Raw genomic sequence first — 25,776 nt, forward strand, 5'->3', positions numbered from 1 at the left:
CAGTTACAGCGGTGCTGGCTGAATGATCTCGACCCAATAGGCATCCGGGTCCTTGATGAAGGCCAGGCTCTTCATCCGTCCGTCATTCAGGCGTTTCTGGAAGTCGCAGCCCAGCGCTTCGAAGCGCTCGCACGCGGCAACGATGTCCGGCACCGAAATGCAGATGTGACCAAAGCCGCGTGGGTCGGTATTGCCATTGTGATAGGCGAAATCCGGGTCGTTCTCGGTGCCATGGTTGTGGGTCAGTTCGAGAATGCCGGGAATCGATTTCATCCATTCGGTGCGCGCTGCAGCATCGGCCGGGATCTGGTTTTTATCGACCAGGGCGAGGAAGTACAGGCTGAATTCGGCTTCCGGAAAGTCACGTTTCTCCACCAGCGAGAAACCCAGGATCCGGGTGTAGAAGTCCAGGGATTTGGTGATGTCCTTGACCCGCAGCATGGTGTGGTTGAAGACAAACTTCTGGGTCGCGGTATCGGGTTGCGCGGTCACGCCGGGGAAGGTGTTCAGTTCTTGCAGGCTCATGGGCCCTCCGGAAAACAAGTGGGGCTGAAGAATGGCAACAATGATACGCAAGGGCTGTGACATCACCAAACCAAAACCGTCTGCTATTGCCTGACGGCCGGTCGAAGCTCAGACTTCAGGGTTCCCCCAGTGAGTGTGCATTGTAATGAGTCGATTCTGTAAAACCCTGTTCGTCTTGATCGGCGTGCTTTCAGCGGTTGTCAGTGCGCGCGCCGATGCGCCGGTCATGACCTGGCCCGCTGGCTGGCAAGTCGAAGAGGTTCCGCAAGGGGATTCGACTTCCGGGGTCAGCCGCCAGCGTGCCGTGAAAAACGACCAGGGAGGCGTGCCGGTCATGGTGATGGAGCTGACCACGACCCGGGTGGAAAGCGGTCATCAGGTCAATCTGCAGGGCGTGTTGCTGGAAATGCGCAAGTCAGTGCAGAAGGACTTTTTCCAGAGTGGCTATCAAAGCGTCTGTAACCGGATTCACCCGGCAACCTTGAGCCGTTTATCGGCGCTGGAAACTACCTGCACCATCACGCAAAACGGACGTCACGTGCTTTCGCAAACTTTGGTCGCGGCGGTGGATGCCGATAAAGCCTATGTTCTTTCCTATGCAGGGCAGGCTGACGCTTATAAAGCGAGTCAGGATGAAATAGCGGTGGCGCGTAACGGCTTGAAACTTTAGTTGAGCGCTTCAATGACTGCTTTTTTTGCGGGCGTTGAAATGTTTAGATATCCAAAGGGATTAAGCACAAAGTTGGCCGGCAAGTAGCAAGTTGATCGGCCCTGATCGTTGCAATTGGATGGTGTTCATGAAAAAGCCCTGCATTGGCAGGGCTTTGATTTTCAGCAGCGAGCGTTTAGCCACGCAGCCAGGACTCAACGGTGGCAGCACCGTATTGTTCCTTCCAGGCTTTCAAGCCGCGATGGTTGCCACCCTTGGTTTCAATCAGTTCACCGGTGTGCGGGTTCTGATAAACCTTGACCACGCGCGCGCGGCGGGTTTTAGGTGCTGCGACTTGCTGCAGGCCGGATTTGCCCGGGTTCGGATCGAGAATGGCGATGATGTCGCGCAGGCTCTTGCCGTAGGTTTTCATCAGCCCCTGGAGCTTTTCTTCGAACTCGATTTCTTTCTTGAGCCCGGCATCGTTCTTCAGGGATTCAAGCTGCTTGAGCTGTTCTTGAAGCGCTTTTTCAGCGGCACGAAATTCAGCGAGTCTGGACAATATCTTTACTCCAATAGTGTGTTTGGCTGATACCAACCGCAAACAAAGCTATAAGCCAAGAGCCTTGAAGCGACTCGGTGATAATGGCTCACCTGCCAAATTTCCGCAGGCAGGAAAAATTGTAGTAGTTAATTGACCAAGAGTAAATCATGTCTTTATGGTCATGTAACAAGATTAGTTTTTTGATTCAAATTGGTGCGCAAAAACGCGGCCTATCGCTAAGGCGGCTAGTTAATGATCGCTTAATGCACTAATGAACTCCGCGCCAGGCATCGGTCTGCCAAATAGATAGCCTTGCAGATAGTTAACGTTATGCGCGGTCAGGTAATCACTTTGTTCCTGAGTTTCCACACCTTCTGCAACCATTGCCAGGTCTAGCTTGTCCGCCAGTTCCATGATGCTGTCCAGAAGATGGCCAGACAGTGTGTCGACGCCGATCATGGCGACGAAGCTCTGGTCGATCTTCAGAAAATCCACATTGAACTGACGCAGGTAGCCGAGACTGGAATGGCCGGTCCCGAAGTCGTCGATGGCGATTTTCACGCCAAGATCACGAATTTGTTCGAACAGCCTGTGGGTGAGGGCGGTAGGTTCGATAAGTTCGCGCTCGGTCAATTCCAGTACCAGGTGAACGGAGCCGGGGGCAAAAGCCTCGAGAAAATCGCGGCAATCCTTGACCAGTTCCAGGTCCTGGCAGTGACTGGCGGTAATGTTGATGCCGATATGAAAGGGTTCGGTGAACGATGCCGACAGGGGCGCGAGCAGTCTGGCGGTCTGTTGCATCAAGGAGCGGGTCATGGGCACGATCAGCCCGGAATGTTCGGCAAATGGAATAAACAGGTCGGGGCGCACCAGACCTTCTTTTGGATGATTCCAGCGCATCAGCACTTCGATGCCGGTGATCTTTTTAGTTGCGCCATGCACCACCGCCTGGAAATACGGAACGAACTCCGCCGCCTCCAGCGCACGACGCATTTCATGGGTCGGTGACGATGTCCGCTTTTGTAGAAAGTATCCGATCGACCCGGAAATCACGCCGAAAAAGATCAGCAAACTGAACAGCGGGGGATACTGACTGGTCATGTAAAGCCAGGTTTCACCCTTGGGAAAACCGGCGGTCACGCTGAACCCATAACGAGAAGAGGCGAGACTGGTTGGCGCCACCGGGACGTCGGGCAGCATGTCGACGTGAAACTTGCCGTCGACGGTCAACCAATTGGGCCCGATTTGCAGAAACAACAATGTCTGGCGCCCAATCAGCCGAAGCACGTTACTCAGGTGATATCCGTCCAGAGTACTCATGGCGCCCTGTTTGCCCATGCCGAGGCGATACACCAACAGAGCCGTATCAGGAGTGACCGGATTGCCCTTCATCAATTCCAACTGGCCTTGGCTGAAATCCCCGGACGCCATCTTCTCGTGATAATCGCCGAACAGGGAACTGCAATAAATGGTGTCGTCCCATACCAGATTGGTCGAACGCACAAAGGGGCGCCGCGTGACCTGTTCACGCAGGGCCAGATTGACATCGCTGCAACTTTGCCCGGCCAGCGGCAATAACTCACGGGCCGCCTGGGCGGTATTGTCGAGCATCAGCTCGAACTGGCGGATGGCTTCTTCGGCGGTCTGTTGAGCACTTTGCCTGAGTGCTCGTTCAGCCTGCATATAAAGGATGACAGAGCCCAATAAAACCGGCAGCAACCCGCTCAACAGAGTCACGGCAATCCTGATACTGCGTCTGCGCGATTTGGCTTTGAGCGGCATTCGTGAAACCTGTAGCGATCAAGTTAGGCTCTCAAATGCTGGCAGGGCGAGGCGCCTCCCATTAAGAGTTCGGGTCCGAGCCATGATAGTTGGCCCTTGGCACATATGCCGCTCATTAGAAACGCATTCGCACGGCGAGTTCGATAAAGGCCCGCGTCGCCGGTGAGGCCTGACGCCGATCCAGCACTGCCAGGCCGACCTCCCGTACCACTGCGGGCGACAGCGGTTTTTTTACATAGCGCCGGTCGCTGTGTTCCGGCAGCGAGCTTTCTGCAACGACGGTCACCCCATCACCGCGCGCCACCGTATCCAGCGTGCTCAGCAGTTGCGAGCAGCGATAGCGGATGTTTGGGGTCAAGCGCGCGGCGCTGAACAGCCGTGAAACCAGTTCCGATGAGCCGGCCTCGGTCAGCACAAAGGGGGCGTGGCACAGCTCGGCCAGGCTCAAGCTGTCGCGGGTCGCCAGCGGATGATCTACCGGCAGCAACGCGACCATCTGGTCCTGGATCAGGGCAACCGTGTCGAAACGCTCTTCGGGCAGCACCACGAAGCCGATATCGATGCGTCGTTGTTCGAGCCACTGAATCACCTGCCGGTCCGGGCCTTCATCAATGTGCACTTCGATACCAGGGTGCGTGGCGCGGTAGTGCTGCAGGATTTTTGGCAACAATTTGATCGAGGATGTAGGGCCGAACGAGCCGATGCGCAAAGTCCCGCGCTTCATCCCGCGAGCGTCGGCCGCTTCCTGGCGCAAGGTGTCGGCCAGGCCCAGCATGGCGCGGGCACGCATCAGCAATTGCTGGCCGATATCGCTCAACTCGATGGGGGACTGATGGCGGCGCAACAGCTCCACCCCCAGTTCCTGTTCCAGGGATTTGAGGGCATGTGAAACCGCGGATTGGGAAATCCCCAGGCGATTGGCCGCCGCCGTAAAGCCCTGCAGTTCGGCGACGAGGGAGAAGATCTCCAGTTGGGTGAGGGTCATGAGTATTTACTCATTTTACGATGATCAAGTATTAGTTGAATGATACGCCCCGCAATCCATCCTCCGTTGGGTCCGTATGACGATTTTTGAGAAAAGCCTGTCCAGCCCCTCCGATGCGCCGATTTACCTGAAACTGGCGACCGTCACGATGATCTGGGGCGGTACCTTTGTGGCGGGGCGGTTTGTGGCCGACAGCCTCAGTCCGTTGTTTGCCGCCAGCTTGCGATTCCTGCTCGCCAGCGTGGCGTTACGGGTGTTTTTATTCATGGCGCGCATACCACTGGCGCGACCCAGTCCCAAGCAATGGTTGCAGTTGGCGCTACTGGGCTTTTTCGGGATCTTCTTTTACAACCTGTGCTTCTTCTATGGCCTGCACTACATCAACGCCTCGCGGGCATCGCTCATTGTGGCGCTGAACCCGGCCGTGATCGGACTGGCCTCATGGCTGCTATTTAAGGAGCGCCTGAGCCGGGCAAAGGTGCTGGGTATCGCGGTCTGCATCGCCGGGGCGAGCCTGGTCATCGTCAGCCGCCATCGGCCAATATCGGTCAGCAACGACGATGCCTGGATCGGCGATCTGCTGATTTTCGGTTGCGTGCTCGGCTGGGGCATTTATTCGCTGTGCTCCAGAGAGCTGAATCAAAGCCTGGGCCCGGTGCAAACGGTGACCTGGTCGATTTTGCTCGGCACGGCGATGCTCTGGCTGACCTGTGCCGTCGGCGGGGAACTGAGCATGGCGGCGCTGATCCATCTCGGCCCTCGACAGTGGATGAGCCTGATGTACCTGGGCGTGCTGGGCTCGGCATTGGCCTATATCGGTTACTACGACGGCATCCGCAAAATCGGCGCGACCCGCTCCGGGGTGTTCATTGCCTTGAATCCACTGACGGCGGTGATCCTCGGTGCGCTGCTGTTGGGCGAGCCGCTGACGCCTGCGATGTGCCTGGGAGGAGGGCTGATCATGGCGGGGATTTTCCTGTGCAATAAACCCCTTGCACACCCGGGGAAAAAGGGGATTTGATACAGAAGGCGGACAAACTGATTTACGCTGTGTAGAATCAGGTTACGCATACAAGAATAAACGACTTCTGGCAGCAGAAGCCTCGCCCGCAAAAGCCTTGGGTCGACAATGAAGATATTCGGGTTCCAATTGATCTACGGTGACTTTCTCGCCCGCAGCGTGCGGGGCATCTCCTGCGCGCCACCCTCCGGTCTCAGCATCGCTAGCAACTAACGTTTGTTAATTCCAAAAGCATGATGAGGCGCCAAAATGGCAGATTTATACGAAAACCCAATGGGCCTGATGGGCTTTGAGTTCATCGAATTCGCATCGCCAACCCCGAATACCCTGGAGCCGATCTTCGAGATCATGGGCTTCACCAAGGTCGCGACCCACCGCTCCAAAGACGTGCACCTTTATCGTCAGGGTGCGATCAACCTGATCCTCAACAACGAACCGCACAGCGTGGCCTCGTACTTTGCGGCCGAACATGGTCCGTCGGTGTGCGGTATGGCGTTCCGGGTCAAGGATTCGCAGAAAGCCTACAAGCGTGCCCTGGAGCTCGGTGCCCAGCCGATCCACATCGAAACCGGTCCGATGGAGCTGAACCTGCCGGCGATCAAAGGTATTGGCGGCGCGCCGCTGTACCTGATCGACCGCTTTGGTGAAGGCAGCTCGATCTACGACATCGACTTCGTGTTCATTGAAGGTGTTGACCGTCACCCGGTCGGTGCCGGCCTGAAGATCATCGATCACCTGACCCACAACGTGTATCGCGGGCGCATGGCCTACTGGGCCAATTTCTACGAGAAGCTGTTTAACTTCCGTGAAATCCGTTACTTCGATATCAAGGGCGAATACACCGGCCTGACCTCCAAGGCCATGACCGCGCCGGACGGCATGATCCGCATCCCGTTGAACGAAGAGTCGTCCAAGGGCGCCGGGCAGATCGAAGAGTTCCTGATGCAGTTCAACGGCGAGGGCATCCAGCACGTGGCCTTCCTCAGTGATGACCTGATCAAGACCTGGGATCACCTGAAAAGCATCGGCATGCGCTTCATGACCGCGCCGCCGGACACCTACTACGAAATGCTTGAAGGCCGTTTGCCGAACCACGGCGAGCCGGTGGGCGAATTGCAAGCGCGGGGCATTTTGCTGGACGGTTCGTCCGAGTCGGGCGACAAGCGCCTGCTGTTGCAGATCTTCTCGGAAACCCTGATGGGGCCGGTGTTCTTCGAGTTCATTCAGCGTAAAGGCGACGATGGTTTCGGCGAAGGCAACTTCAAGGCGCTGTTCGAATCCATCGAGCGCGACCAGGTGCGTCGTGGCGTGCTGTCCACCGACTAAGCCCTAACGCTGATGAACGGGTGGGAGCGGGCCTGCTCGCGATAGCGGTTGTGCATTCAACACCCATGTTGACTCACATACCGCCCTCGCGAGCAGGCTCGCTCCCACATTTGTTTCTGGGGTAGGTTAAGGTCTGCGCTGTCGCATTAGATGCTTGAACCCTTCGAACACCAGCACCAGCACCGCCATCCAGATCGGGATATAGGTCAGCCATTCGCCGGCCTTGATGCTTTCCCCCAGCAGCAACGCGACGCCCAGCAACAGCACGGGCTCGACGTAACTCAACAGTCCAAACAGGCTGAACGGCAGCAAGCGACTGGCGATGATATAGACCACCAGCGCCGACGCGCTGATCACGCCGAGCAACGGGATCAGCAGCGATAGCCAGGGATGCTGGTCAAACACGTTGAAGCCCTGTTCACCACTCTGCACGAACCAGAATGCCACCGGAAGGGTCAGGCTCATGTCCAGCCACAAGCCACCGAGGTTGTCCGTTGCCAGGCGCTTGCGCACGACGAAATAGGTGGGGTAGCCGATGCACACCAGCAAGGTCGCCCAGGAAAATCCGCCGACCTGATACACCTCGTTGATCACGCCGAGGCAGGCGAAAAACACGGCGATTTTTTGCAGGTAGGAGAGGCGTTCACCATAGGCCAGCCGGCCGGTCAGGACCATGCTCAGCGGTAACAGAAAATACCCCAGCGACACATCCAGGCTATAGCCATTGAGTGGCGCCCACATGAACAGCCAGAGCTGCACGCTGACCAGGGCCGAAGAGATGATCAGGGCAAGCAACAGAACAGGTCGGCGTGCGACTCGCCGCACAATGTCGACGACGCGTTTCCACTCCCCGGACATCACCATGAACACGGTCATGCACGGCACCGTGAGCAACATGCGCCAGCCGAAGATTTCCACGCCACTCAAGGGCGTGAGCAGCGATGTGTAGTAATACATGACGGCAAACAGCACCGAGGCTGAAACCGATAGAGCGATACCTTTAGACAAACTGTCCTCGCGTGATTGAAGGTGAAACGGGGCGCGCAGGATACGTGGTTTTTGTGCGGAATATTGGCCGTATGATCAATATTCACAACATTTTGGGCAAGACCCGAAACCCTGTGGGAGCGGGCAAGCCAACTCCCACAAGTGAAATGTATCGTCAGTTAGTCAGCGGTTTACGACCCGACACGAAATGGCTCACGTCATTGAAACCCGGCGTCGACGCATGCCCCGGCGTCACCAGCGAATCGATGAACGCTTCATCTTCAGCCGTAATCCTGACCGCCTGAGCCTTAGTGTAGGCATCCCATTGTGCTTCGGTGCGCGGGCCGACGATGGCCGAAGTGACGGCGCTGTTGTTCAGCACCCAGGCGATGGCGAACTCGACCATGCCGACGCCGCGTTCCCGGGTGTATTGCTGGATCTGTTGGGCAATGCGCAGGGACTCGACACGCCATTCAGTTTCCAGGATGCGTTTGTCCTGGCGCCCGGCGCGGCTGTTGGCGTCCGGCGTGACATCCGGCGCGTACTTGCCGCTGAGCACGCCGCGCGCCAACGGACTGTAAGGCACCACGCCCAAACCGTAGTTTTGTGCGGCGGTGATCTGCTCGGTCTCGGCCTGGCGGTTGACGATGTTGTACAGCGGCTGGCTGATCACCGGCCGGTCGACGCCGAGTTTGTCGGCGACGCGAATCACCTCGGCAATGCGCCAGCCACGATAATTCGACAGGCCCCAATAACGGATCTTGCCCTGGCGGATCAAATCGCCGATGGCCGATACGGTGACCTCCAGCGGCGTGTTGTGGTCCTCGCGATGCAGGTAATAGAGGTCGACGTAGTCGGTGCCCAGGCGCGTCAGGCTGGCCTCGATGCCATTGAAGATGTGCTTGCGGCTCAGACCGCTGCGGTTCGGTACGCCATCCACCGGGCCGAAACCGACCTTGGTGGCCAGCACCCATTCCTGGCGTCGACTGGCGATCGCTTCACCGACGATTTCTTCGGAGTGACCCTGGGTATAGACGTCGGCGGTGTCGATGAAATTGATGCCCTGGTCCCAGGCCTTGTCGATGATTCGCAGGGAATCTTCGGTGCTGGTCTGTTCGCCGAACATCATCGTGCCCAGGGTCAGGGTGGAGACCTGCAGGCCTGAATGGCCCAGCGTGCGGTAGCTCATGACGAAATCCTTTTACCGATGGGAAAGGCTCAATCAAATACCAGAACCACCGCAGGGAGCAAAATGAAAAATCGATCAAATCGAAATGTGGGAACGGGCTCGCTCCCACAAAGGGAACCCGGATCAGGCGCGCAAAGTGCGGGTCATGCGCAACGCCAACAAACTCCCGCAAACAATCACGCCCGCCAACAGGTATAACGCCGCATCGGTCGACCCGGTGCTGTCCTTGACCCAACCCACCAGGTAAGGGCTGAGGAACCCGGCCATTTGCCCCATGGAGTTGATCAGCGCCAAGCCGCCAGCCGCCGCGCCGGCACTGAGCAGCGCGGTCGGCACTGGCCAGAACATCGGCAGGCCGGTGAGGGCGCCCATGGTGGCGATGGTCAGGCCGAGGATCGCAATGGCCGGATTGGCGGCGAAGTTCACCGCGATCAGCAAGCCCAGCGCTCCCATCAGCATTGGCACGACCAGGTGCCAGCGGCGCTCTTTGCGCAAGTCGGCCGAGCGACCCACGATCAACATGAACACGGCGGCGAGCAGGTACGGAATCGCACTCAACCAGCCGATTACGAGGTTATCGCTGAAGCCCAGGTTCTTGATGATCGACGGCAGCCAGAAATTGATCGCATAGACACCGCTCTGGATGCAGAAATAGATCAGGCCAAACGCCCAGATCGCCGGGTTCTTGAACACCGCCAGCAACGAATCAGTCGTTGTTTTCGGTTTGTTCGCCAGGTCTTCGGCATGGTCAGCCTCAAGCACAGAGCGCTCATGCGGCGTCAACCGGCATTGCTGGGTAGGTTGTTCGCCCCAGCGGACGTTGAGGGTCTGTGGTCGGTCATCCGTGGTGAGCATGACTTGACCGGCCTGGCCGACCAGGCCGATCACGGCATCTTCGTCATCGCGCACTTGCGCACCGAAGGGCAGAGGCTGCTCGCCGTACGTGGCACTGATGACCACGCGGCTGACCGTACGGGCGGCGAATGTGCTCTTGACCACCGCGCCACGTCGAGGCACCACCTGGGTGGTGCCATTGTCGATTTCGACGTCAGGGCCCAGCTGATCGGTTTGCAGTTCGACCTGATTGACCCGATAAGGACGCAGGTATGGCACCAGGGCATAGCCGCGCTCGTTGGTGCGCACACCCGGTGCGTTGGCGATTGCGACGTCTTTGATCCCGGGCACTTCCACCAGGCCAGCGGTTTCCCCCAGGTATGGTCCGAACTCGATACCTTCGCCATGCAGCAGCACCGCGCCAGTCGCGTTAATGGAGAGATTGCGGTAATCGTTACCTTGGGTCACGCCGGCACCGAGATTGCCGAAGGTCGTTTGATAACCCATGGACAGTTCTGCCGACTGCTGGCGGTTGTCCTGGTTGGCCACGGCCGCGCGGTAGTTGAAGCGGTTCTCGTCAAGCACACCATTGAGGCTGGCACGCTGGCTGTAAGCGTTGCCATTCCTTTGCATGTCGAAGGTCGCCGAGTTGGTGTGCCCGAACCCCAGGGGCAGGGACACGCTCAGGCCGATCTGTCGATCGCTGTGGTCGTTTCTGTCAGTCAGGGACTGGCTGGCAAACAGCGTGTAGCCAATACCGCGGTGCTGGGTATTGAAGTTCAACTGAAACTGGCGGCGTTGATAGTCGGTGCGCCAGTACTCTTCCTGGGACAAGGTCAGCGTCAACGAGCTTTGCGGGGTCAGGTTCTGATACACCGCGGCTTCCAGACGGCTGCGCCGGCTGCCACGGAAACTGCTGTCCTGGCTGCGCTGGCGAACGGCTTCGTCGAAGTCACGATAGCCTTCGGTGGAATAGCGATAACCGGCGAAACGCAGGCTGGTACGGGTGGGGAATGTCTTGCCATATTTGACCGCGTAACTCATCCCCTGTACCGAGTCCAGGTCGCGGGTGTCGATATCGGCATCGGAGCGCGTGATGTCCAGTGCCAGCGCACCGACGCTGCCCAGATCCTTGGCAACGCCCAGGTTGGTGGCCCGATAGTACTCGCCGGTCATCAAGCCGCCGTAGAGTGTCGTGCCCCAACCGGTGCCCAAGGCCAGGGTGCCTTGCCACAACAGCGGGTCGTCGATGTGGCTGGCGGCGTTGTAGCGGCCGACGGCGGCGTTGTAGCGCCACGTGCCTTCGCGCAGCAGATTGCCCAGGGATGCATAGGGCTGGATAAAACGCCGCACTTGACCATCGGCTTCGGTCAATACGACTTCCAGCTCGCCACTGCCGCCACCGGTGTTCAAGTCGTCGATCACGTAAGGGCCGGCACTGACATAGGTGGAGTAAATCGGATAGCCGTTCTGTCGGACCTCCAGCCGGGCCCGGCTCAGCGCCACGCCGCGGATGACCGGCGCATAGCCTTGCATCGCGTCGGGCAACATGCCGACGTCCGAACTGATCAGCGCACCCTTGATCGGCAGGCTTTTGAACACATCGCCACCGGTGAACGCTTCACCCAGCGTGAGGTTGGCGTGCAGGCCGGGCAAATCCCGTTGCGCATAGGTGTAGGCACGGGTCCATTCACGATCACCGTGGCTGTCCTGGCGCCCACTCTGGTTGGTGCGCAAGCGCCAGGGTCCCAGGTTGAGGCCGGCGTTGAGGTACAGGTCCTGGCTATTGTTGGCACCGTAGCGATTAGCGCCTTGTTGGGCAGACGCCTGGTAGTTGATGAACGCGGCGTTGATGCCTTCGTCCCAACGCTCGGGATCGACATGGCCGGCGACGTTGCGGCGCATGGCGATCTGCGGAACGGACAGTGCCAGCTGCAACTGTCCGCCATCGAACTCGCTGCGGGCACCATCGATGAGCGTGACGAGGTTGATGCAGCTCGACTTCAGTTGTTCGGGATGGGCAACGGCATCGAGCTTGACGCCAAACTGTTCCAGCAGGTCGGCACTCAGACAAGGAACAAGGTCATCACCTCCCTGTTGGACAAAGTCCAGTTCATGCCGCCCCAGATATTCATGGTTCACCCGAACTTCCACACGATAGCGGCCCGGGCCGAGGTCCTCATGGCTGGCCAGCGCCTGCAGCGCCAGATGGCCAAAGTCACGAGATGCACTACGTGCATAGCCGCTCTGGACGACTGCTCAGATATACCGATGTGCTCGGTCAGGTACAGCATTATGAACATGACGCCACCGGGCGCATGGTCCGGACCGAGGTTGGCGTTGAGGGCTCGCCGGGGCATGTGAAAACCGTCTTCACCTACAACGACCAAGGTCTGATGAGCCGTATTCAAACGGTGGACACCAGCGGCCAGCAAAGCCTGACCATCAGGCTTGAGTACGATGCCCAGGGCCGTGAAACACTGCGAGTGTTTGATTTTGGTGACTCGGCGCAACGTTTGAGCCAGACCTGGAACGGCCTCGACCAGGTAGAACGCCGTGTACTGAGTGAAGGGGCCAACGCCGGAGGCGCGCCGCTGAGGGACGAGCAATACGAATACGAGCTTCGCGGACGCCTTGAGTTCTATACCTGTACGGGGCCGTTGGCGCCGGTGGATCCGTATGGCAAAACCATTCAGGAGCAGGAGTTCTACTTCGACGCGCTGGACAACCTTGAAGAGGTGCGCACCCGTTTTGCCGGCGGCAGAAATATCGCCAAGTTTATCTACAACAAGGAAGACCCGGTGCAACTGGGCGCCATCACCAACAACCATGCCGACTACCCGAACATCGAGCTGAATTACGACGCCAACGGCAACCTGCTGCAAGATCGGGAGTTTCAATTGGGCTATGACAGCCTGGGTCGCCTGGAAACCGTCAGCACCCTCGGCGGTGGCTCGGCGAAAACCTACGGCTACGACGGCGAGGACACCCTGTCCAATGTGCGCGGTGACGCAGGCAACGAACAGCTTTTCTACCGTGGCGATGAACCGGCCAACCGGATCGACGGCGATCGGAACAGTACCTTCGTGTTTGCTGGTGGAGTCGCGCTCGCCGAGCGCCAGGGCGGTGCCCACCCAAAGTCCTGATGCTGGCCACTGACCACATGAACAGTGTGTTGTCGGAGGTCAGCCCGGCGGGACGCAAGGCACGGGCTTATACGGCGTATGGCTACAGCGCCGATGATGCGGCGTCCGAGAGCGGGCTTGGCCATAACGGCGAGCTGAGGGACTCCAATACCGGCGAATATTTTCTGGGCAAGGGCTATCGGTTGTTCAGTACGCAGATGATGCGGTTCTACAGCCCGGACAGTTGGAGTCCGTTTGGAGAGGGTGGGGTGAATGCGTATGGGTATGTGGCGGGGGATCCCATCAAATACGCTGATCCGACGGGGCATATGGCGCTGGGCATAAAAGCAACCATATTGGCTGCAAGGGGGCTATTTGCGTCAGCCGACGATGTCGCTGCTTCCGCGGTAGCGCGGTTGGCAAGAAATAGTGAGGATGCAAGTATCTTGATTCCAAAGGCAGCAAGCCAGGGTGCGGTCAACAATTCTGCGTCAACCGCTGGTTCTGCGCGCGCTCTGGCTTCAGAAGGACCCTCGGTTGCGGGGCGGCCTCCAATGCCTCCCCCAAAGCCGAATCTGCCTTCATACTTGAGTCGCAATCCGATTAATCCCGTGGGCCAGTGGGTGCAGGAAAGTAGTCCAGCGTTTCGAAAAGCTTTGAATGTAACTTTTGATGAGACAGTCAAGGTAGTGCAGGATGTTGCATCAGGGCCATTGACTGCGCCAAAACCGAAGGCGGTGCCCGCTCAAACGGCGACAGCAACTCGCAAAGCAGGCACGAAGGCTACGAAGGTGCCCAATCCTAACCAGGCACTCATAGATGAATACAAGGCAAGTATCAGTAAGGAGCTGGGTCAACGCCGCGAGTCCAATATCAATTACAGAAAAGTCGAAAAGTTGCAGGAGAAAGTGAGGCGTCTCCTTTAGATTTGTCGACGTACGCCTAATTCCATAACCCACTCACCCGCGCAAACTCCACCAACCCACCGTCATGGTCAAGTCCCAACTTGTCCATGGCGGTTCTTTTTTGGCGGCTGATGGTTTTTTCGCTGCGGTTCAGTTGCGCGGCAATCTGCCGGCCAGACAGTCCCTGGACAAACAACCGCACCACCTCCAGTTCACGTTCGGAAAGGTTCACCGACGGTAAATCGCTGCCGGTGGAGGACAACATCTGGGCCTGCAGCGCTTCAGCAAAACCCGGGCACAGGTGCTGGCGCCCGCTGGCGACACGCTGTACAGCCCGTTTCAACTCGCTCAACGGGCTGCGCTTGTCGAACAAACCGCGCACCCCGGCATTGAGCAGCGCCTGCAACAGCGACGGGTTGCGCAGCATGGTCATCACGATCACTGGCAAGTGCTGGAAATGGCGCTTCAGATAGCCCATCAGCGCCAAGCCATCGGGAAATTCGCCGTAGGGCATCGAGTAGTCGGTGATCAACAGATCGCAAGGCGTGCACACCAGCAGGCCAATCAGTTCATCGGCCGTGTGCGCCTTGGCGACCACTGTGAACGTCGGCTCGGAAGGGGGGGACAGGGCCATTTCAACGCCGCTGAGCACCACGGGGTGATCGTCGGCAAGGATGATGCGCAGCACTGTGTTCGGACGGTGCCTGTGCGATGGGTGTGTATCGTGACAGGCACTTGTATGGGAGGAGGAACGCGTTGGAATGTGCAGCGACTGGTCCGGACTCATAAAATTCTCAACGAGGACGATGCCACGCTGAGGATTGCCGACGGCATTGGTTCAAGGCAGATGAATCAAACCCTGTTCCAGTGCCATGATGATGGCGATCCAGCGTGAGCGTACGCCGAACTTTCGGCGAATGTTACAAAAGTGGTAATTCACACCAGCCTCGGTGCAACTGACGATCTTGCCGATTTCCCAGGATGACTTGCCGGCAGCGCTCCATTGCAGCACTTCTTTTTCCCGCTTGGTCAGCTTGATCGGTGGCGGTTGCTTGCGCTCCTGAAGCGGGAAATTGACCGGGGCTGGCGATGATCGAACCGAGGCGGTATTGCTGCGATACATAATGAATCTTCCATTCATCTTCATTGACGACGTGGGCGCGGCAGAATCTTCCTACTTCGTAAAGGCATGGTTCGCGCGGCCGTCCTACAGACACCTGAGTCGGGGCCGGAGGACGGCTTTGTTATAGCGCGAAATATCCGCTGTGGAACCTGTCACAAATTACAGGTGCGGCACTTTAATCAGACTTGCTTGAAATGGATGTCGGAGACATCGCGTGTTTTTGTAGGATATTTCCTCGTGCCTGTCTCTTCTGCAAAATGCGCGTTAATTTTCTGATTACAAGGGATTTTCCATCGGGATGAGCGGTTCCTCACTGCATAAATGCTGAGTGGAAATGCCTGACTGTGACCTGATCCGCTCACGTGGGACGACGCTGAGTCCGTCCGTCGATTTGTGCAGCGGGCTGGCGGGTTTTTTGAATTGAGATAGGGTAGACACTGGAATTCGCGCGATAGGAGATCGACATGCGCTACTCAGCCTTGACCCAACGAATCGCCGGTGACGGAGCGGCGGCCTGGCAGATTCATGATCGAGCGCTGCAATTACGCGAGCAGGGCGTCGATGTGCTGCTGTTATCCATTGGTGACCCCGATTTCGATACCCCACAACCCATCGTTCAGGCCGCCATCGCCAGCCTGTTGGCCGGCGACACCCATTACCCTGAAGTCCGTGGCAGCCGCGGACTGCGCGACAGCATCGCTCGCCGACACCGACAACGCAGTGGCCAGGGGGTAGATGCCGACCATGTGATTGTCTTTCCAGGGGCGCAATGCGCGGTGTATTCGGTGGCGCAATGCCTGCTTGATCCGGGTGATGAAGTGATTGTCGCCGAGCCGATGTACGTGACGTATGAAGGCGTGATCGGCGCCTGCGCAGCCACGGTGGTGCCAGTCCCGGTGCGGCCGCAGAACGGCTTTCGGATCGACCCGGCGGATGTCGCCGCACGTATCACCCCCAGAACCCGCGCCATTTTGCTCAACAGCCCGAACAACCCTTCCGGGGCCAGTCTGCCCCTGTCCACCTGGCAGGCACTGGCTGCGCTGTGCATTCGCCACGATCTGTGGTTGATCAGTGATGAGGTCTACAGCGATCTTCTGTACGAGGGAGAGCACATCAGCCCGGCGAGCCTGCCGGGCATGGCCGAACGCACAGCCACCATCAACAGCCTGTCCAAGTCTCACGCCATGAGCGGTTGGCGGGTAGGGTGGGCGATCGGACCAAAACCCATGGCCGAACATTTGGTGAACCTGTCGTTGTGCATGCTGTTCGGCATTCCGGAGTTCGTGCAAAAGGCTGCGCAGCTGGCGCTCGACGAAGATCTGCCGCAGGTGGCGTTGATGCGAGAGGAATATCGCCAGCGCCGTGACCTGGTGTGCGAGAGCCTTAACCATTGCCCGGGCCTTCGCGCGGTCAGGCCCGATGGCGGGATGTTCGTGATGGTCGATGTGCGCCAGACCGGGTTGTCGGCCCAGCGCTTCGCCGAGCGGCTATTGGAAGGTTATGGCGTGTCGGTGCTGGCGGGCGAAGCGTTCGGACCGAGTGCGGCGGGGCATATTCGCCTTGGCCTGGTGGTGGACCAGCAGAAACTGGCCGATGCATGCCGGCGAATTGCCCTGTGTGCGGCGGACTTGATGCAGCCGCGTGCGGTTTTTGGTTAAACCATCCAGTGTGTTGAACGGGGCCTTTAACGCCAGGCCAGTGGGTTGACCAGATTCGCCGGCCGCTGACCCGCCAGCGCCGCCAACAGGTTGTCCACCGCACACCGGGCCATGGCTTCCCGTGTTTCGTGGGTGGCCGAGCCCATGTGCGGCGTGGCCACCACATTGTCCAATTGCAGCAAAGGCGAGTCGTGATTGAGCGGCTCGCGCTCGAACACGTCCAGCCCGGCGGCGCGAATCTGTCGTTCGCTCAGGGCCTGGATCAGCGCTGCTTCATCCACGACTTTGCCCCGTGAAATATTGATGAAGATGGTCTCTGGACGCATCAGCGCGAACTGCCGCGCACCGATCAACCCTTCGGTTTCGGCGGTCAGCGGCAGGGTCAGGCAGACAAAGTCGGCCTGCTGCAAGAGCTCGTCGAGGCTGCCGTACCGGGCATTGAACCGCTGTTCGACCGCCGGTTTCGGTGAGTGGCTGTGGTAGATCACCGGCATGCCGAAGCCGAAATGCCCGCGCTGGGCCAGGGCTTCGCCTATGCGCCCCATGCCGATGATGCCCAGGGTCTTGCCGTGCACATCACTGCCGAAATGCGCGGGGCCGATGTTGCGGGTCCACTGGCCGTCGCGAACCATGTTCGCCAGTTCCACCACACGCCGCGCGGTGGCCAGGATCAGGGCGAACCCGGTGTCGGCGGTGGTTTCGGTCAGCACATCCGGCGTGTTGCTGAGCAGGATGCGCCGTTCGGTCAGGTAGTCGATGTCGTAGTTGTCGACGCCCACCGAGACGCTGGCGATGGCTTCAAGATTCGGCGCCAGGTCGAGCAGTTCGGCATCGAGTTTCAGGCTGGCGCCGAGCAAGCCCTGGGCACGGGGCAGGGCGTCGCGCAGCTTGGCCAGCCCTTGGGCATCGAGGCTTTCGATCAGCGTCACTTCGGCCTGCTCGTGCAAGCGAGCCATCAGCGATGGCGACAGTTTCTTGTATAGAACGACCTGCTTTTTCATCCGGGTTCTCTCGACATCAATTCATGGGTGGGCGGCGGTGCGACGGGGCAGCGCGACCGTGGGACGCTCCCGGTCGCTGGCGCCGGGCTTGAGGCACATCGTCAGCACCACCGAAAGCATCAGCGCGCCGCTCATCAGCAAATAAGATGCGCCGGGCGAGCCGGTGGAACTGTTCAGGTAGCCGACCAGGTAGGAGCCGCCGAACGATCCCAAGGCGCCCATGCTGTTGATCAGCGCCATGGCGCCGCCCGCGACATTGGACGGGAGGATTTCCGGAATGATCGCGAAGAAAGGGCCGTAAGGCGCGTACATGCAGGCACCGGCAATCACCAGCAGGGTGTACGACCACCAGAAATGTTCGGCGCCCAGGGCGTAGGAACCGTAGAAAGCGATGGAAGCAATCAGCAGCGGCGGCCAGACGAAGCGTTTGCGTTTTTGCAGCTTGTCCGAACCCCAGGACACCAGCAGCATGCCGATCACCGCCGCCAGGTAAGGCAGGGCCGAGAGCCAGCCGGCTTCGATCATGTCCATTTTCGCGCCGGCCTTGAGGATCGACGGCAGCCACAGCACGAAGCCGTATACGCCGATGCTCCAGCAGAAAAACTGCAGGGCCAGGAGGATGACTTTGCCGGAGCGGAACGCTTCAGCGTAGTTTTTCACCGCTTTGATGCCGACCTGCTCGGCCGCCAGGGCGCTTTCCAGATCAAGCTTTTCCTGGTCGTTGAGCCACTTGGCCTGGGAGGGACGATCATCGGCCAGACGCCACCAGATAAAGGCCCAGAGCACCGCCGGCAAACCTTCGATGATAAACATCCAGCGCCAGCTGAAATGCTGCACCAGATAGCCCGACACCACCGACATCCACAGCATGGTCACGGGGTTTCCGAGGATCAGGAAGGTATTGGCCCGCGAGCGTTCGGCACGGGTGAACCAGTGGCACAGATAGATCAGCATCGCCGGCATCACCGCGGCTTCGACCACGCCGAGCATGAAGCGGATGACTACCAGCCACCAGGCGTTGGAGACAATCCCGGTCAAGGTCGCCAGACCGCCCCAGAGGATCAGGCTGACGAAAATCAGTTTCTTCACGCTGTGTTTCTGCGCGTAGATCGCCCCCGGCACCTGGAAGAAAAAGTAACCGAGGAAGAACAGCGCGCCGAGCATCGACGACAGGCCCGGGGTGATCATCAGGTCCGCGGCCATGCCCGAGGCGGCGGCGAACCCGTAGTTGGCGCGATCGAGGTACGCCAGGCTATAGGTGATGAACACGATGGGCATGATGTACCACCAGCGGCGGGTGGCGAGCGTTGCGGTTTTCATGGTGGTGCTCCTGAGCTTGTTGTTTTTGTCGCAGCAGGTAACGGTTTCAAATCTTCAGTGACTGGGCGGGCCTCATCGCGGGCAAGCCCGCTCCCACAGGATCGGTGGTGTTCCTTTTTATTTATGTTCGACACAAATCCCCTGTGGGAGCGAGCTCGCTCGCGATGGCGGCCTCAAATTCAACGGACATCTCGGCCCGGGTCGGCAACCCCTCCATGTCCCCGCGGCTCTGCACCGCGCGGCTGCCAATCCAGTTGGCACGCTTCACCGCCTCGACAAAGCTGTGGTTTTCCAGGAGTGCGCTGATCATGCCCACGGCAAAGCCATCACCGGCACCCACGGTGTCGACCACGGTTTGCACCGGCACTCCGGCGACAAATCCGGCATCCAGTTGCGTGCGGTAATAAGCTCCGTGCGGGCCGAGCTTGATGGCGACCGCTTCGGCGCCCTGATCAAGGTAGAACGCAGCGATGTCGGCCGGGTCTTCGAAGCCGGTGAGCAGACGTCCTTCGCTCAACCCTGGCAGCACCCAATGGGCGAGGGCGGCGAGGCGGTTGATCTCGCTGATCATCAGTCGCTCGCTGGCCCACAGGCCGGGGCGCAGGTTCGGATCGAACGACACGCTACGGCCGGCATCGCGCATGCGGGTCATCAATTCGAACGACATCTGCCGCGCCGTTTCCGACAGCGCCGGTGGAATGCCGGTGGCGTGCAGGTGCCGGGCGTTGAGCAGTTCAGGCACGATCGAATGCGCCGACAAGTGACTGGCCGCCGAGCCACGGCGGAAGTATTCGACCACCGGGTCGCTGCCATCGTCAGTGCGCGACTTGAGCTGAAAACCGGTCGGGTGTGCGGAGTCGATGTCGACGTGGCGGCAATCGAGGCCTTCTTTCTCCAGCGTATCGATCACGAATCGGCCCAGCGAGTCGGCACCGACCCGGCTCAGCCAGGCCACCTTGAAGCCCAATCGGGACAAACCGATGGCGACGTTGCTGTCGGCGCCGGCAATGCGTTTATGGAAAGCGCTGACGCTGGCCAGATCGCCGGCCTGCTCGGCGACGAACATCGCCATGGTTTCGCCGAACGACAGAATATCGATCTCAGACATGAGCGTTCTCCAGTTGCGCTTGGCCGAGTCGGGCGAGGGCGCTGACGTGTTCCTGAGTCAGTTGCACCAGGTCGTCGCCTTGCAGCGGGTATTCAACCGCTCGCATAACCCCTTGGGCCATGTGCCGCAGCAGGTGTTCCCACTGTTGCAAGTCAACGGAGGTGGGTGGGATGGCCACCTGCTTGCCGTCGGCACGACGCGTCACCGCTTTGCAGTGCACGTAACCGACGTGGCGACCGAGCAGCCGTGCGGCGCTGGCGGCCGACTGGTCTTGCCAGTGCCAGTTGCCGATATCGAAGGTCATCTTGATCGGCAGGCGGTATTGCTCGACTTGGGTGAAAAAACGCTGGAACGGTTCGATTCGACCACCGTGCAAGGTCTGGTCGTTTTCCACCAGTAACTGCACGGTGCTTTCGGCGAGCACCCGGGTCAGGGCTTGCAGGTCACAGTTATCGGTGAAATAGCCGAGCGAGACTTTCAGCCATTTGGCGCCAAACGCGTGGGCGCGCTGCAGGGCGATGATCAGTTGCGGATTGGGTTTGGACTGCCCGGCCAACCACAGCTCCATGGGCGAGGAATACACGCTTTCGAGGCCTTGGGTCCGCGTCGCTTCGGCCAGTTGTACCGGGTCCTCGACCGTCAGCAATTCTTCGCGCCATTCAATGTGCGTGGCGCCAGCGGCGGCCAGGACGTCGATGAAACTGCCCTGGCCGCGCTGACGGACCAGATCGGCACCGTAGCTGGACAGGCTGATGGAAACGGCGGGTTTGTTCATTGTTTTTCTACCTCTGAAACCGGTTTCATTTTTGTTCAAAAAAATATCACTGCTGATTTTTGTAATGTTCTTGCTGGCCTCATCGCGAGCAGGCTCGCTCCCACAATGGGCCAGCGTTCGCCAATCCTTGTGGGAGCGAGCCTGCTCGCGAAAGGGCCGGTACATTCACCGAAGAACTCCAAGGGTCGAACCCCGGACAATCAGCCGCGCCGGAAAATCCAGCGTGCGCACCGCCCCATCATCCCCGCGCAACCGCTTGAGCAAACACTCGAACGCGCTGGCGCCAATCTCCGTGGTCGGCTGGGCGAGGGCGGTGATGCCGTTGCCCACCAGCGGGTACCACTCCAGATCATCCAGGGCGATCAGGCCCACGTCTTCAAACAGGTTGCACTTGAGCTCACGCAGCGCATGGGTGCTGGCCAGCGCCGCAATCCCGTTGGCGCAGAACAGCGCTTTGGGACCCGGTCCGGGTGTGTCGAGAAAGGCTTTGAGTTGTGCGCTCAGATCGCTGCCGGTTTCGACCAGCGTGCCGCGCAGGGCCGGGCGTTGTTCGATTTGCGCCTTGAAGCTGGCGACCCGCTCGATGCGAGAACTGGTGCCGTCAAAGGGTTCGGTCACCAGCAACACATCGCGGTAGCCGCGTTCTTCAAGGTGGGCGAGGGCCATCTCGACCGCTGCGGGGTTGTCCAGGCCCACCATATCGCTCTCCAGGTGCTCGACCTTGCGGTCCACCAGCACCAGGGGCATTTCACGGTGCAGTTCGAGCAACTCGTCACGGTGATGGCCGAGGGTGTTCACGATCAGGCCTTCGATGTTGTAGGAGCGCAGCAGGGCCAGGTGCTGGCGTTCCTGCTCGTCGTCGCGGTCGGTGTTGCACACCACCAGGCTGTAGCCGTGCTGACGGCAGGCGGTTTCCACCCCGTGCATCACGGCAATTGAATAAGGGTTGCGGATATCGGCCACCAGCATGCCGATCAGGCGGGTACGTCCGCGTTTCAGACCACGGGCCATCTGGTTCGGGCGATAACCCAATTCGGCAATGGCTTGTTCGATGCGCTGGGCGATGGCATCGGAGAGCAGGGCGCGGTCGTCGCCGATGAACCGCGAAACGCTGGCCTTGGAGACCTTGGCGTGTTCGGCCACGTCGAGCATGGTCACGCGGCTGCGCTGGGCGGCGGAGAAATCGTTCACGGTCTGAAACCTTCTTATTGGATTTATCAGGTCGGGTGCGTGTGCTGCACCTCTGAAACCGGTTTCAGAAGACACCAAAAGCCAATTCGCCGTCAAGCCCCGGATGAACAATTGTCCGACAACCGGCGACGAGTGGCGCTTACCCCAGCACGCTCCACCACGCCGAACCCAGCAGCAACAGGGCCATGCCACGGTTGAAGCGTTGCACAGCCAACGCCGAACGTAACCAGCGCGAGGACACGGCACCGAGCAGCGCCCACGCGCTCAGGCATGGCACCGAAATCACGAAGAACGCCAGGGAAAGGTAGAGCACATGGACCAGTCGATTTTCGTCTACTCCGGCAAACACACTGACCACCGCCAGCGCCATCAACCAGGTCTTCGGGTTGATCCACTGCAGACCGGCAGCGCCCCACAGGCCAAGGCGTGCATCGGTTGCTTGAGCGCTGACGGCTTGGGCCGGAGCGCTAAAAATCTGCCAGGCCAGATAGCTCAGCCACCCTGCACCGACCCATTGCATGACGGTTTGCAACAACGGCCAGGCCGTCAACGCAGACCCGGCCCCGGTACCCACCAGCAGCACAAGGACTGCAGCGCTGGCGCAGGCACCGAGGATGATCGGAATGGCCGCCGTCACGCCGAACCGGGCACTGTTGCTCAGCAGCAGAATATTGGTCGGGCCGGGCGTGATCGCGGCGACAAAGGCAAACAGCAGGAAGGGCAGTAACGTCGGAAAAGAGGCGAACATCGCGGGCAAACTCCGGTGAAGATCAGTGAAGCCGATCTTCACAATCCCGGCGTTACCTGTCTGGAAGATTTGAGCAGCGCTTGCGGTACAGAGCCGGTGTCAGGCCGTAGGCGCGGACGAACCAGCGACCGAGATGACTCTGGTCGGCGAAGCCCAGCGCCATGGCCACCGCCGCCGGTTGTTCGCCCTGGGCCAGCATTCGCCGAGCCTTGGCCAGGCGCAACTGCACGAGATAGGCGTGGGGCGCGATGCCATAGGCGGCCTTGAACGCACGGGTCAGGCGGAAACGGTCGACGCCGGTAGCCGCAGCCAGTTGATCGAGGCCGATGTCGTACTGGGCGTTGGCGTGCAGGTATTCCCGGGCTTTCTGCGCCACACGGGGCAGGCGTGGGTCTTCGCCATAGCGAGTGCGCCAGTGCAGATGGCTGGTCAAACGTTCGAGCAAACCATCCAGGGCAGTTTGCCGGACGATTTTCAGTTCGCCGCGGTGCAGGGTTTCGAACGCCAGGCTGGTGGCCTGAGCCAGGCGTGCGTCGGTTGCCAGGGTGTTGGCGAAGCTCAATTGGCCGTGGTCGGGGGCCTTGTCGAACACGGCGGCGAGTTCGCGCTGCAACCACCGTGGGTCGAGGTACAGCATGCGGTAGGTGAAACCGTCATCGGTCGGGGCTTCGCCGTCGTGAATGTCTCCCGGCTCGATCAAGAACACCTTGCCCGGTGTGCTTTGGTGCCTGGCTCGCCGGCAGTTGAATTGCTGCACACCTTGCTCGGTCACGCCGACCAGATAGCTGTCATGCCAGTGCGGGTCGTAGGCGTGGCCTTCGAAATGCGCACGCAGGGTCTCGATGCCGGTGTCGGCGTCCTGGGCCAGGTCGATCCAGTTGTGAGTGGTCATTTGGCACCTGCGGGGCGAATGGGCGACTTATTGAACGGCTGTTTCGGGAGCGATGGCTAGAACGTTTGTGCAGGCATTGGGGTTTTGAGGTTGATAAAACTGTCAGTTCTGTCAGGTGTGGTTTTGAATGAACCAGAGTAAAAAGACACACAGACAACAGGAGAATTTTCATCCATGGCTGACGAATCTAGTGAACATGTACCTCTCCAAGTCCTTCAAATTTGCAGCCCGGGCAATATCCGGGGGCGCTGGACTTCCCCGTCCTCGGCGACCCTGAGCTGGGATGAACCTTACGCGACGTGTCGTTTGTGTCCGGATGCGGTGGGATACGAGGTGAAGGTGATAGGCATGGCAACGTTGAATGTCAGTCACCCACCCTGTGTGCTAACCGGGCTCGATTCAACCAACGATTTTTTGATTGAAGTCAGGGCCAAGGCTGCGGGCAATAATATTTCGTCTGCCAGTCACTTCGTCATGCCAAAAGATCAAACACCGCCTACACCACCGCACAATCTCGTGGCCGAGGATATCGGGTATTTTGACGCGATCCTCAAGTGGGACGCTGCAACCGACAATGCTGGCATAGCGGGCTACCGGGTGTATTCCGGCGCCAACCTGATAGCGACGGTAGAGGAGACTCAATATCAGGTCAAAAATCTGAAGATCGACACACCCTACACTTTCATTGTCCGAGCCCAGGATACTTCTGGATATTTATCACCAGAAGCACAGGTCACATTCAGAACCGAGAAGGACGTTACCCCCCCTGACAAACCGACAGGGCTAGTGGCCATAACCGTTTCATCTCAGACGGCCATGCTGGTATGGGTTACACCGGTGGATGACCTGCGCGTGACACATAACGTCATTGTGCAGAATGGCAGGGATATCGCGACGATAGAAAGGCCTGTCGAATCCAGTGTTGACGGTTACTTGGTCAAAGGACTGACACCAGGCACGACTTATCGTTTCGCTGTGGCCGCACTGGACGCGGCGGGCAACAGATCCGCTGCGAGCAACGAGGTCAGTGTGCAAATGCCGGTGATGGATGCGCCGCAGGCAATTGAAGTCACGGCCATCACTAAACAGGGTTTCCAACTGAGGTGGCGCCCGCCGCAGGGCTCAATCGGAGTCAACGGATATCGAACGAAAATCGACAATCATGCGGGCTCTACGCGGGAAATCCACGGCCCATTACCAACAGTGCAGTTTATCGGCCTGCGAAGCGCGAGTACCTATTCGGTGGAAATTTGCGCCCATGACGTCTCTGGCCGCTACTCGGCACCCGCAACGCTTGAGGTGAAGACCTTGAGTGCACAGTGAATCAATGGTGATGATCAGTTAAACAGCCCCGCCGCGATATTGATGGAAAACCCCAATATCGCGGTGTTGAACAAAAACCCGATCAGCGACTGCGCCAGCACGATCTTGCGCATCTCACGGGTCGCCACGCCCACATCGGACGTCTGCACCGCCACGCCGATGGTGAAGGAGAAGTACAGGAAGTCCCAGTAATTGGGGGTGGTCAAGCCCTCGGCAAAGCGCAGCGCCGGCTCCTTGCCTTGCCAGGTGTAATACAGCCGCGCGTAATGCACGCTGAAAATCACCCCGATCAACAGCCACGAACCGATCACCGTCAACGCGGTGAAACCGTAATGCAGAAGTTTGCGGGTGATTTCCAGGTCCTTGCTGCCAGCCAGTTCGAAGGTGATGGTCGCCAGGCTGGCAATCGCCGCAATGCACACCACGAACAGCACCAGCCCGGCGTTTTCGTCTTCGATGTCGGCAATGCGTTTCACATCCGCCGCTTTGGAGCGCACGACGAGCCAGGACATCAGGATCAGGTAAGTCCAGACCCCGGCATTCCAGCCGACGAGTATCTTGCTGATGACCGAATCGGCCGGAACCAGAATGCCCGCCGCGATGCCCAGTGCCAGGGCGGTGGACAGGCGAGGGTGGGTGTGGGTGAGGAAGGGCATGAGCGCTCGATGGGTCGGGGTAGTGCCAACACCTTAGCCCAGGGCGGTCGGTTGTGACCACAATCCTCACACCATGAAGCCCTTGTGGGACCGAGCAGGCTCCCACAAG

Annotated in this window: 23 protein-coding genes and 1 pseudogene; 7 read left to right on the plus strand and 17 right to left on the minus strand. The window is 59.3% G+C overall.

Going from position 1 to position 25,776, the window contains the following annotated elements; all coding sequences use genetic code 11:
- Positions 1–3: 3 nt before the first annotated feature.
- Positions 4–525, minus strand: coding sequence for a lactoylglutathione lyase (gloA, locus tag F7R06_RS01515; protein ID WP_090322260.1), 522 nt, complete (start codon positions 523–525; stop codon positions 4–6).
- Positions 526–670: 145 nt separating this feature from the next.
- Between gloA and F7R06_RS01520 the strand changes: the two genes are divergently transcribed.
- Positions 671–1,195 (plus strand): DUF4946 domain-containing protein, encoded by a 525-nt coding sequence (locus tag F7R06_RS01520; RefSeq protein WP_090322254.1) that lies wholly within the window; start codon positions 671–673, stop codon positions 1,193–1,195.
- 175 nt (positions 1,196–1,370) lie between these two features.
- Here F7R06_RS01520 and F7R06_RS01525 read toward each other — a convergent pair whose 3' ends face one another.
- The 3 genes from F7R06_RS01525 to F7R06_RS01535 form a co-directional block, all read right to left on the minus strand.
- Complete coding sequence (locus F7R06_RS01525; RefSeq protein ID WP_090322251.1) at positions 1,371–1,736, minus strand: histone-like nucleoid-structuring protein, MvaT/MvaU family; 366 nt, start codon at positions 1,734–1,736, stop codon at positions 1,371–1,373.
- Between the two features lie 231 nt (positions 1,737–1,967).
- Positions 1,968–3,500, minus strand: a complete 1,533-nt coding sequence (locus F7R06_RS01530) for an EAL domain-containing protein (protein ID WP_090322249.1) — start codon at positions 3,498–3,500, stop codon at positions 1,968–1,970.
- Between the two features lie 115 nt (positions 3,501–3,615).
- Entirely contained in the window at positions 3,616–4,485 is an 870-nt protein-coding gene (locus tag F7R06_RS01535) for a LysR family transcriptional regulator (RefSeq protein ID WP_090322246.1), read from the minus strand.
- Positions 4,486–4,561: 76 nt separating this feature from the next.
- On the opposite strand from F7R06_RS01535, the gene F7R06_RS01540 reads away from it, so the two are divergent.
- Both F7R06_RS01540 and hppD read left to right on the plus strand, forming a co-directional pair.
- Entirely contained in the window at positions 4,562–5,506 is a 945-nt protein-coding gene (locus F7R06_RS01540) for a DMT family transporter (RefSeq protein WP_090322244.1), read from the plus strand.
- 249 nt (positions 5,507–5,755) lie between these two features.
- Positions 5,756–6,832, plus strand: coding sequence for a 4-hydroxyphenylpyruvate dioxygenase (gene hppD, locus F7R06_RS01545; protein WP_090322241.1), 1,077 nt, complete (start codon positions 5,756–5,758; stop codon positions 6,830–6,832).
- Between the two features lie 126 nt (positions 6,833–6,958).
- Here the strand turns inward: hppD and rarD are convergent, their stop codons facing one another.
- From rarD to F7R06_RS01560, 3 genes and pseudogenes are all read right to left on the minus strand, one after another.
- Positions 6,959–7,840 (minus strand): EamA family transporter RarD, encoded by an 882-nt coding sequence (rarD, locus tag F7R06_RS01550; RefSeq protein WP_090322238.1) that lies wholly within the window; start codon positions 7,838–7,840, stop codon positions 6,959–6,961.
- A 154-nt stretch (positions 7,841–7,994) separates the two neighbouring features.
- Complete coding sequence (locus F7R06_RS01555; RefSeq protein ID WP_090322236.1) at positions 7,995–9,008, minus strand: aldo/keto reductase; 1,014 nt, start codon at positions 9,006–9,008, stop codon at positions 7,995–7,997.
- Positions 9,009–9,131: 123 nt separating this feature from the next.
- Positions 9,132–12,092, minus strand: a pseudogene (locus tag F7R06_RS01560) (MFS transporter); the annotation flags it as partial.
- Here F7R06_RS01560 and F7R06_RS01565 point away from each other — a divergent pair.
- The gene (locus tag F7R06_RS01565) at positions 12,077–12,988 is read left to right on the plus strand and encodes an RHS repeat protein (protein ID WP_139204791.1); all 912 of its coding nucleotides are present in this window, start codon (positions 12,077–12,079) and stop codon (positions 12,986–12,988) included. The pseudogene F7R06_RS01560 and the gene F7R06_RS01565 sit on opposite strands and share 16 nt — an antisense overlap.
- Positions 12,989–13,005: 17 nt before the next feature.
- Positions 13,006–13,893, plus strand: a complete 888-nt coding sequence (locus tag F7R06_RS01570) for an RHS repeat-associated core domain-containing protein (protein WP_245706696.1) — start codon at positions 13,006–13,008, stop codon at positions 13,891–13,893.
- Between the two features lie 16 nt (positions 13,894–13,909).
- Here F7R06_RS01570 and F7R06_RS01575 read toward each other — a convergent pair whose 3' ends face one another.
- Together F7R06_RS01575 and F7R06_RS01580 are read right to left on the minus strand one after the other, a co-directional pair.
- On the minus strand, positions 13,910–14,560 hold the full coding sequence (locus tag F7R06_RS01575; RefSeq protein WP_245706695.1) for a response regulator: 651 nt from the start codon (positions 14,558–14,560) through the stop codon (positions 13,910–13,912).
- A 150-nt stretch (positions 14,561–14,710) separates the two neighbouring features.
- Entirely contained in the window at positions 14,711–14,995 is a 285-nt protein-coding gene (locus tag F7R06_RS01580; RefSeq protein WP_090322222.1) for a LuxR family transcriptional regulator, read from the minus strand.
- Positions 14,996–15,459: 464 nt separating this feature from the next.
- Here F7R06_RS01580 and F7R06_RS01585 point away from each other — a divergent pair, with 464 nt between their 5' ends.
- Positions 15,460–16,653 (plus strand): pyridoxal phosphate-dependent aminotransferase, encoded by a 1,194-nt coding sequence (locus tag F7R06_RS01585; protein ID WP_090322219.1) that lies wholly within the window; start codon positions 15,460–15,462, stop codon positions 16,651–16,653.
- Positions 16,654–16,679: 26 nt separating this feature from the next.
- Here F7R06_RS01585 and F7R06_RS01590 read toward each other — a convergent pair whose 3' ends face one another.
- The 7 genes from F7R06_RS01590 to F7R06_RS01620 all read right to left on the minus strand — a co-directional run bounded on the left by F7R06_RS01590 (position 16,680) and on the right by F7R06_RS01620 (position 23,688).
- Positions 16,680–17,654 carry a 2-hydroxyacid dehydrogenase gene (locus F7R06_RS01590; protein WP_090322216.1) on the minus strand — a complete coding sequence of 325 codons (975 nt, stop codon included), beginning with the start codon at positions 17,652–17,654 and terminating at the stop codon, positions 16,680–16,682.
- Between the two features lie 21 nt (positions 17,655–17,675).
- Complete coding sequence (locus F7R06_RS01595) at positions 17,676–18,974, minus strand: MFS transporter (RefSeq protein WP_090322214.1); 1,299 nt, start codon at positions 18,972–18,974, stop codon at positions 17,676–17,678.
- A gap of 121 nt (positions 18,975–19,095) precedes the next feature.
- A complete protein-coding gene (locus tag F7R06_RS01600; RefSeq protein WP_090322211.1) occupies positions 19,096–20,082 on the minus strand; it encodes a sugar kinase in 987 nt (328 codons plus the stop codon).
- A complete protein-coding gene (locus F7R06_RS01605) occupies positions 20,075–20,857 on the minus strand; it encodes a sugar phosphate isomerase/epimerase family protein (protein ID WP_090322209.1) in 783 nt (260 codons plus the stop codon). The genes F7R06_RS01600 and F7R06_RS01605 overlap by 8 nt, the downstream gene beginning before the upstream one ends.
- Positions 20,858–21,022: 165 nt before the next feature.
- Complete coding sequence (locus F7R06_RS01610; protein ID WP_090322206.1) at positions 21,023–22,048, minus strand: LacI family DNA-binding transcriptional regulator; 1,026 nt, start codon at positions 22,046–22,048, stop codon at positions 21,023–21,025.
- Between the two features lie 139 nt (positions 22,049–22,187).
- Complete coding sequence (locus tag F7R06_RS01615; protein WP_090322204.1) at positions 22,188–22,796, minus strand: LysE family translocator; 609 nt, start codon at positions 22,794–22,796, stop codon at positions 22,188–22,190.
- A 52-nt stretch (positions 22,797–22,848) separates the two neighbouring features.
- Positions 22,849–23,688: an AraC family transcriptional regulator gene (locus F7R06_RS01620; RefSeq protein WP_090322201.1), complete on the minus strand. Its 840-nt coding sequence runs from the start codon at positions 23,686–23,688 to the stop codon at positions 22,849–22,851.
- A 348-nt stretch (positions 23,689–24,036) separates the two neighbouring features.
- Between F7R06_RS01620 and F7R06_RS01625 the strand changes: the two genes are divergently transcribed.
- Complete coding sequence (locus tag F7R06_RS01625) at positions 24,037–25,011, plus strand: fibronectin type III domain-containing protein (protein WP_159437802.1); 975 nt, start codon at positions 24,037–24,039, stop codon at positions 25,009–25,011.
- A gap of 14 nt (positions 25,012–25,025) precedes the next feature.
- Here F7R06_RS01625 and F7R06_RS01630 read toward each other — a convergent pair whose 3' ends face one another.
- A complete protein-coding gene (locus tag F7R06_RS01630; RefSeq protein ID WP_090322195.1) occupies positions 25,026–25,667 on the minus strand; it encodes a DUF1345 domain-containing protein in 642 nt (213 codons plus the stop codon).
- Between the last annotated feature and the right edge of the window lie 109 nt (positions 25,668–25,776).

The organism is Pseudomonas moorei (assembly GCF_008801475.1).
In the GTDB taxonomy this organism is placed as follows: Bacteria; Pseudomonadota; Gammaproteobacteria; order Pseudomonadales; family Pseudomonadaceae; genus Aquipseudomonas; species Aquipseudomonas moorei.

Excerpts from the sequence above, each read along its gene's own strand:
- gloA (WP_090322260.1), bottom strand. The coding sequence starts at position 525 with ATGAGCCTGCAAGAACTGAACACCTTCCCCGGCGTGACCGCGCAACCC.
- F7R06_RS01520 (WP_090322254.1), top strand. The coding sequence starts at position 671 with ATGAGTCGATTCTGTAAAACCCTGTTCGTCTTGATCGGCGTGCTTTCA.
- F7R06_RS01530 (WP_090322249.1), bottom strand. The coding sequence starts at position 3,500 with ATGCCGCTCAAAGCCAAATCGCGCAGACGCAGTATCAGGATTGCCGTG.
- F7R06_RS01535 (WP_090322246.1), bottom strand. The coding sequence starts at position 4,485 with ATGACCCTCACCCAACTGGAGATCTTCTCCCTCGTCGCCGAACTGCAG.
- F7R06_RS01540 (WP_090322244.1), top strand. The coding sequence starts at position 4,562 with ATGACGATTTTTGAGAAAAGCCTGTCCAGCCCCTCCGATGCGCCGATT.
- hppD (WP_090322241.1), top strand. The coding sequence starts at position 5,756 with ATGGCAGATTTATACGAAAACCCAATGGGCCTGATGGGCTTTGAGTTC.
- F7R06_RS01555 (WP_090322236.1), bottom strand. The coding sequence starts at position 9,008 with ATGAGCTACCGCACGCTGGGCCATTCAGGCCTGCAGGTCTCCACCCTG.
- F7R06_RS01570 (WP_245706696.1), top strand. The coding sequence starts at position 13,006 with ATGAACAGTGTGTTGTCGGAGGTCAGCCCGGCGGGACGCAAGGCACGG.
- F7R06_RS01580 (WP_090322222.1), bottom strand. The coding sequence starts at position 14,995 with ATGTATCGCAGCAATACCGCCTCGGTTCGATCATCGCCAGCCCCGGTC.
- F7R06_RS01585 (WP_090322219.1), top strand. The coding sequence starts at position 15,460 with ATGCGCTACTCAGCCTTGACCCAACGAATCGCCGGTGACGGAGCGGCG.
- F7R06_RS01590 (WP_090322216.1), bottom strand. The coding sequence starts at position 17,654 with ATGAAAAAGCAGGTCGTTCTATACAAGAAACTGTCGCCATCGCTGATG.
- F7R06_RS01595 (WP_090322214.1), bottom strand. The coding sequence starts at position 18,974 with ATGAAAACCGCAACGCTCGCCACCCGCCGCTGGTGGTACATCATGCCC.
- F7R06_RS01600 (WP_090322211.1), bottom strand. The coding sequence starts at position 20,082 with ATGTCTGAGATCGATATTCTGTCGTTCGGCGAAACCATGGCGATGTTC.
- F7R06_RS01605 (WP_090322209.1), bottom strand. The coding sequence starts at position 20,857 with ATGAACAAACCCGCCGTTTCCATCAGCCTGTCCAGCTACGGTGCCGAT.
- F7R06_RS01615 (WP_090322204.1), bottom strand. The coding sequence starts at position 22,796 with ATGTTCGCCTCTTTTCCGACGTTACTGCCCTTCCTGCTGTTTGCCTTT.
- F7R06_RS01620 (WP_090322201.1), bottom strand. The coding sequence starts at position 23,688 with ATGACCACTCACAACTGGATCGACCTGGCCCAGGACGCCGACACCGGC.
- F7R06_RS01625 (WP_159437802.1), top strand. The coding sequence starts at position 24,037 with ATGGCAACGTTGAATGTCAGTCACCCACCCTGTGTGCTAACCGGGCTC.
- F7R06_RS01630 (WP_090322195.1), bottom strand. The coding sequence starts at position 25,667 with ATGCCCTTCCTCACCCACACCCACCCTCGCCTGTCCACCGCCCTGGCA.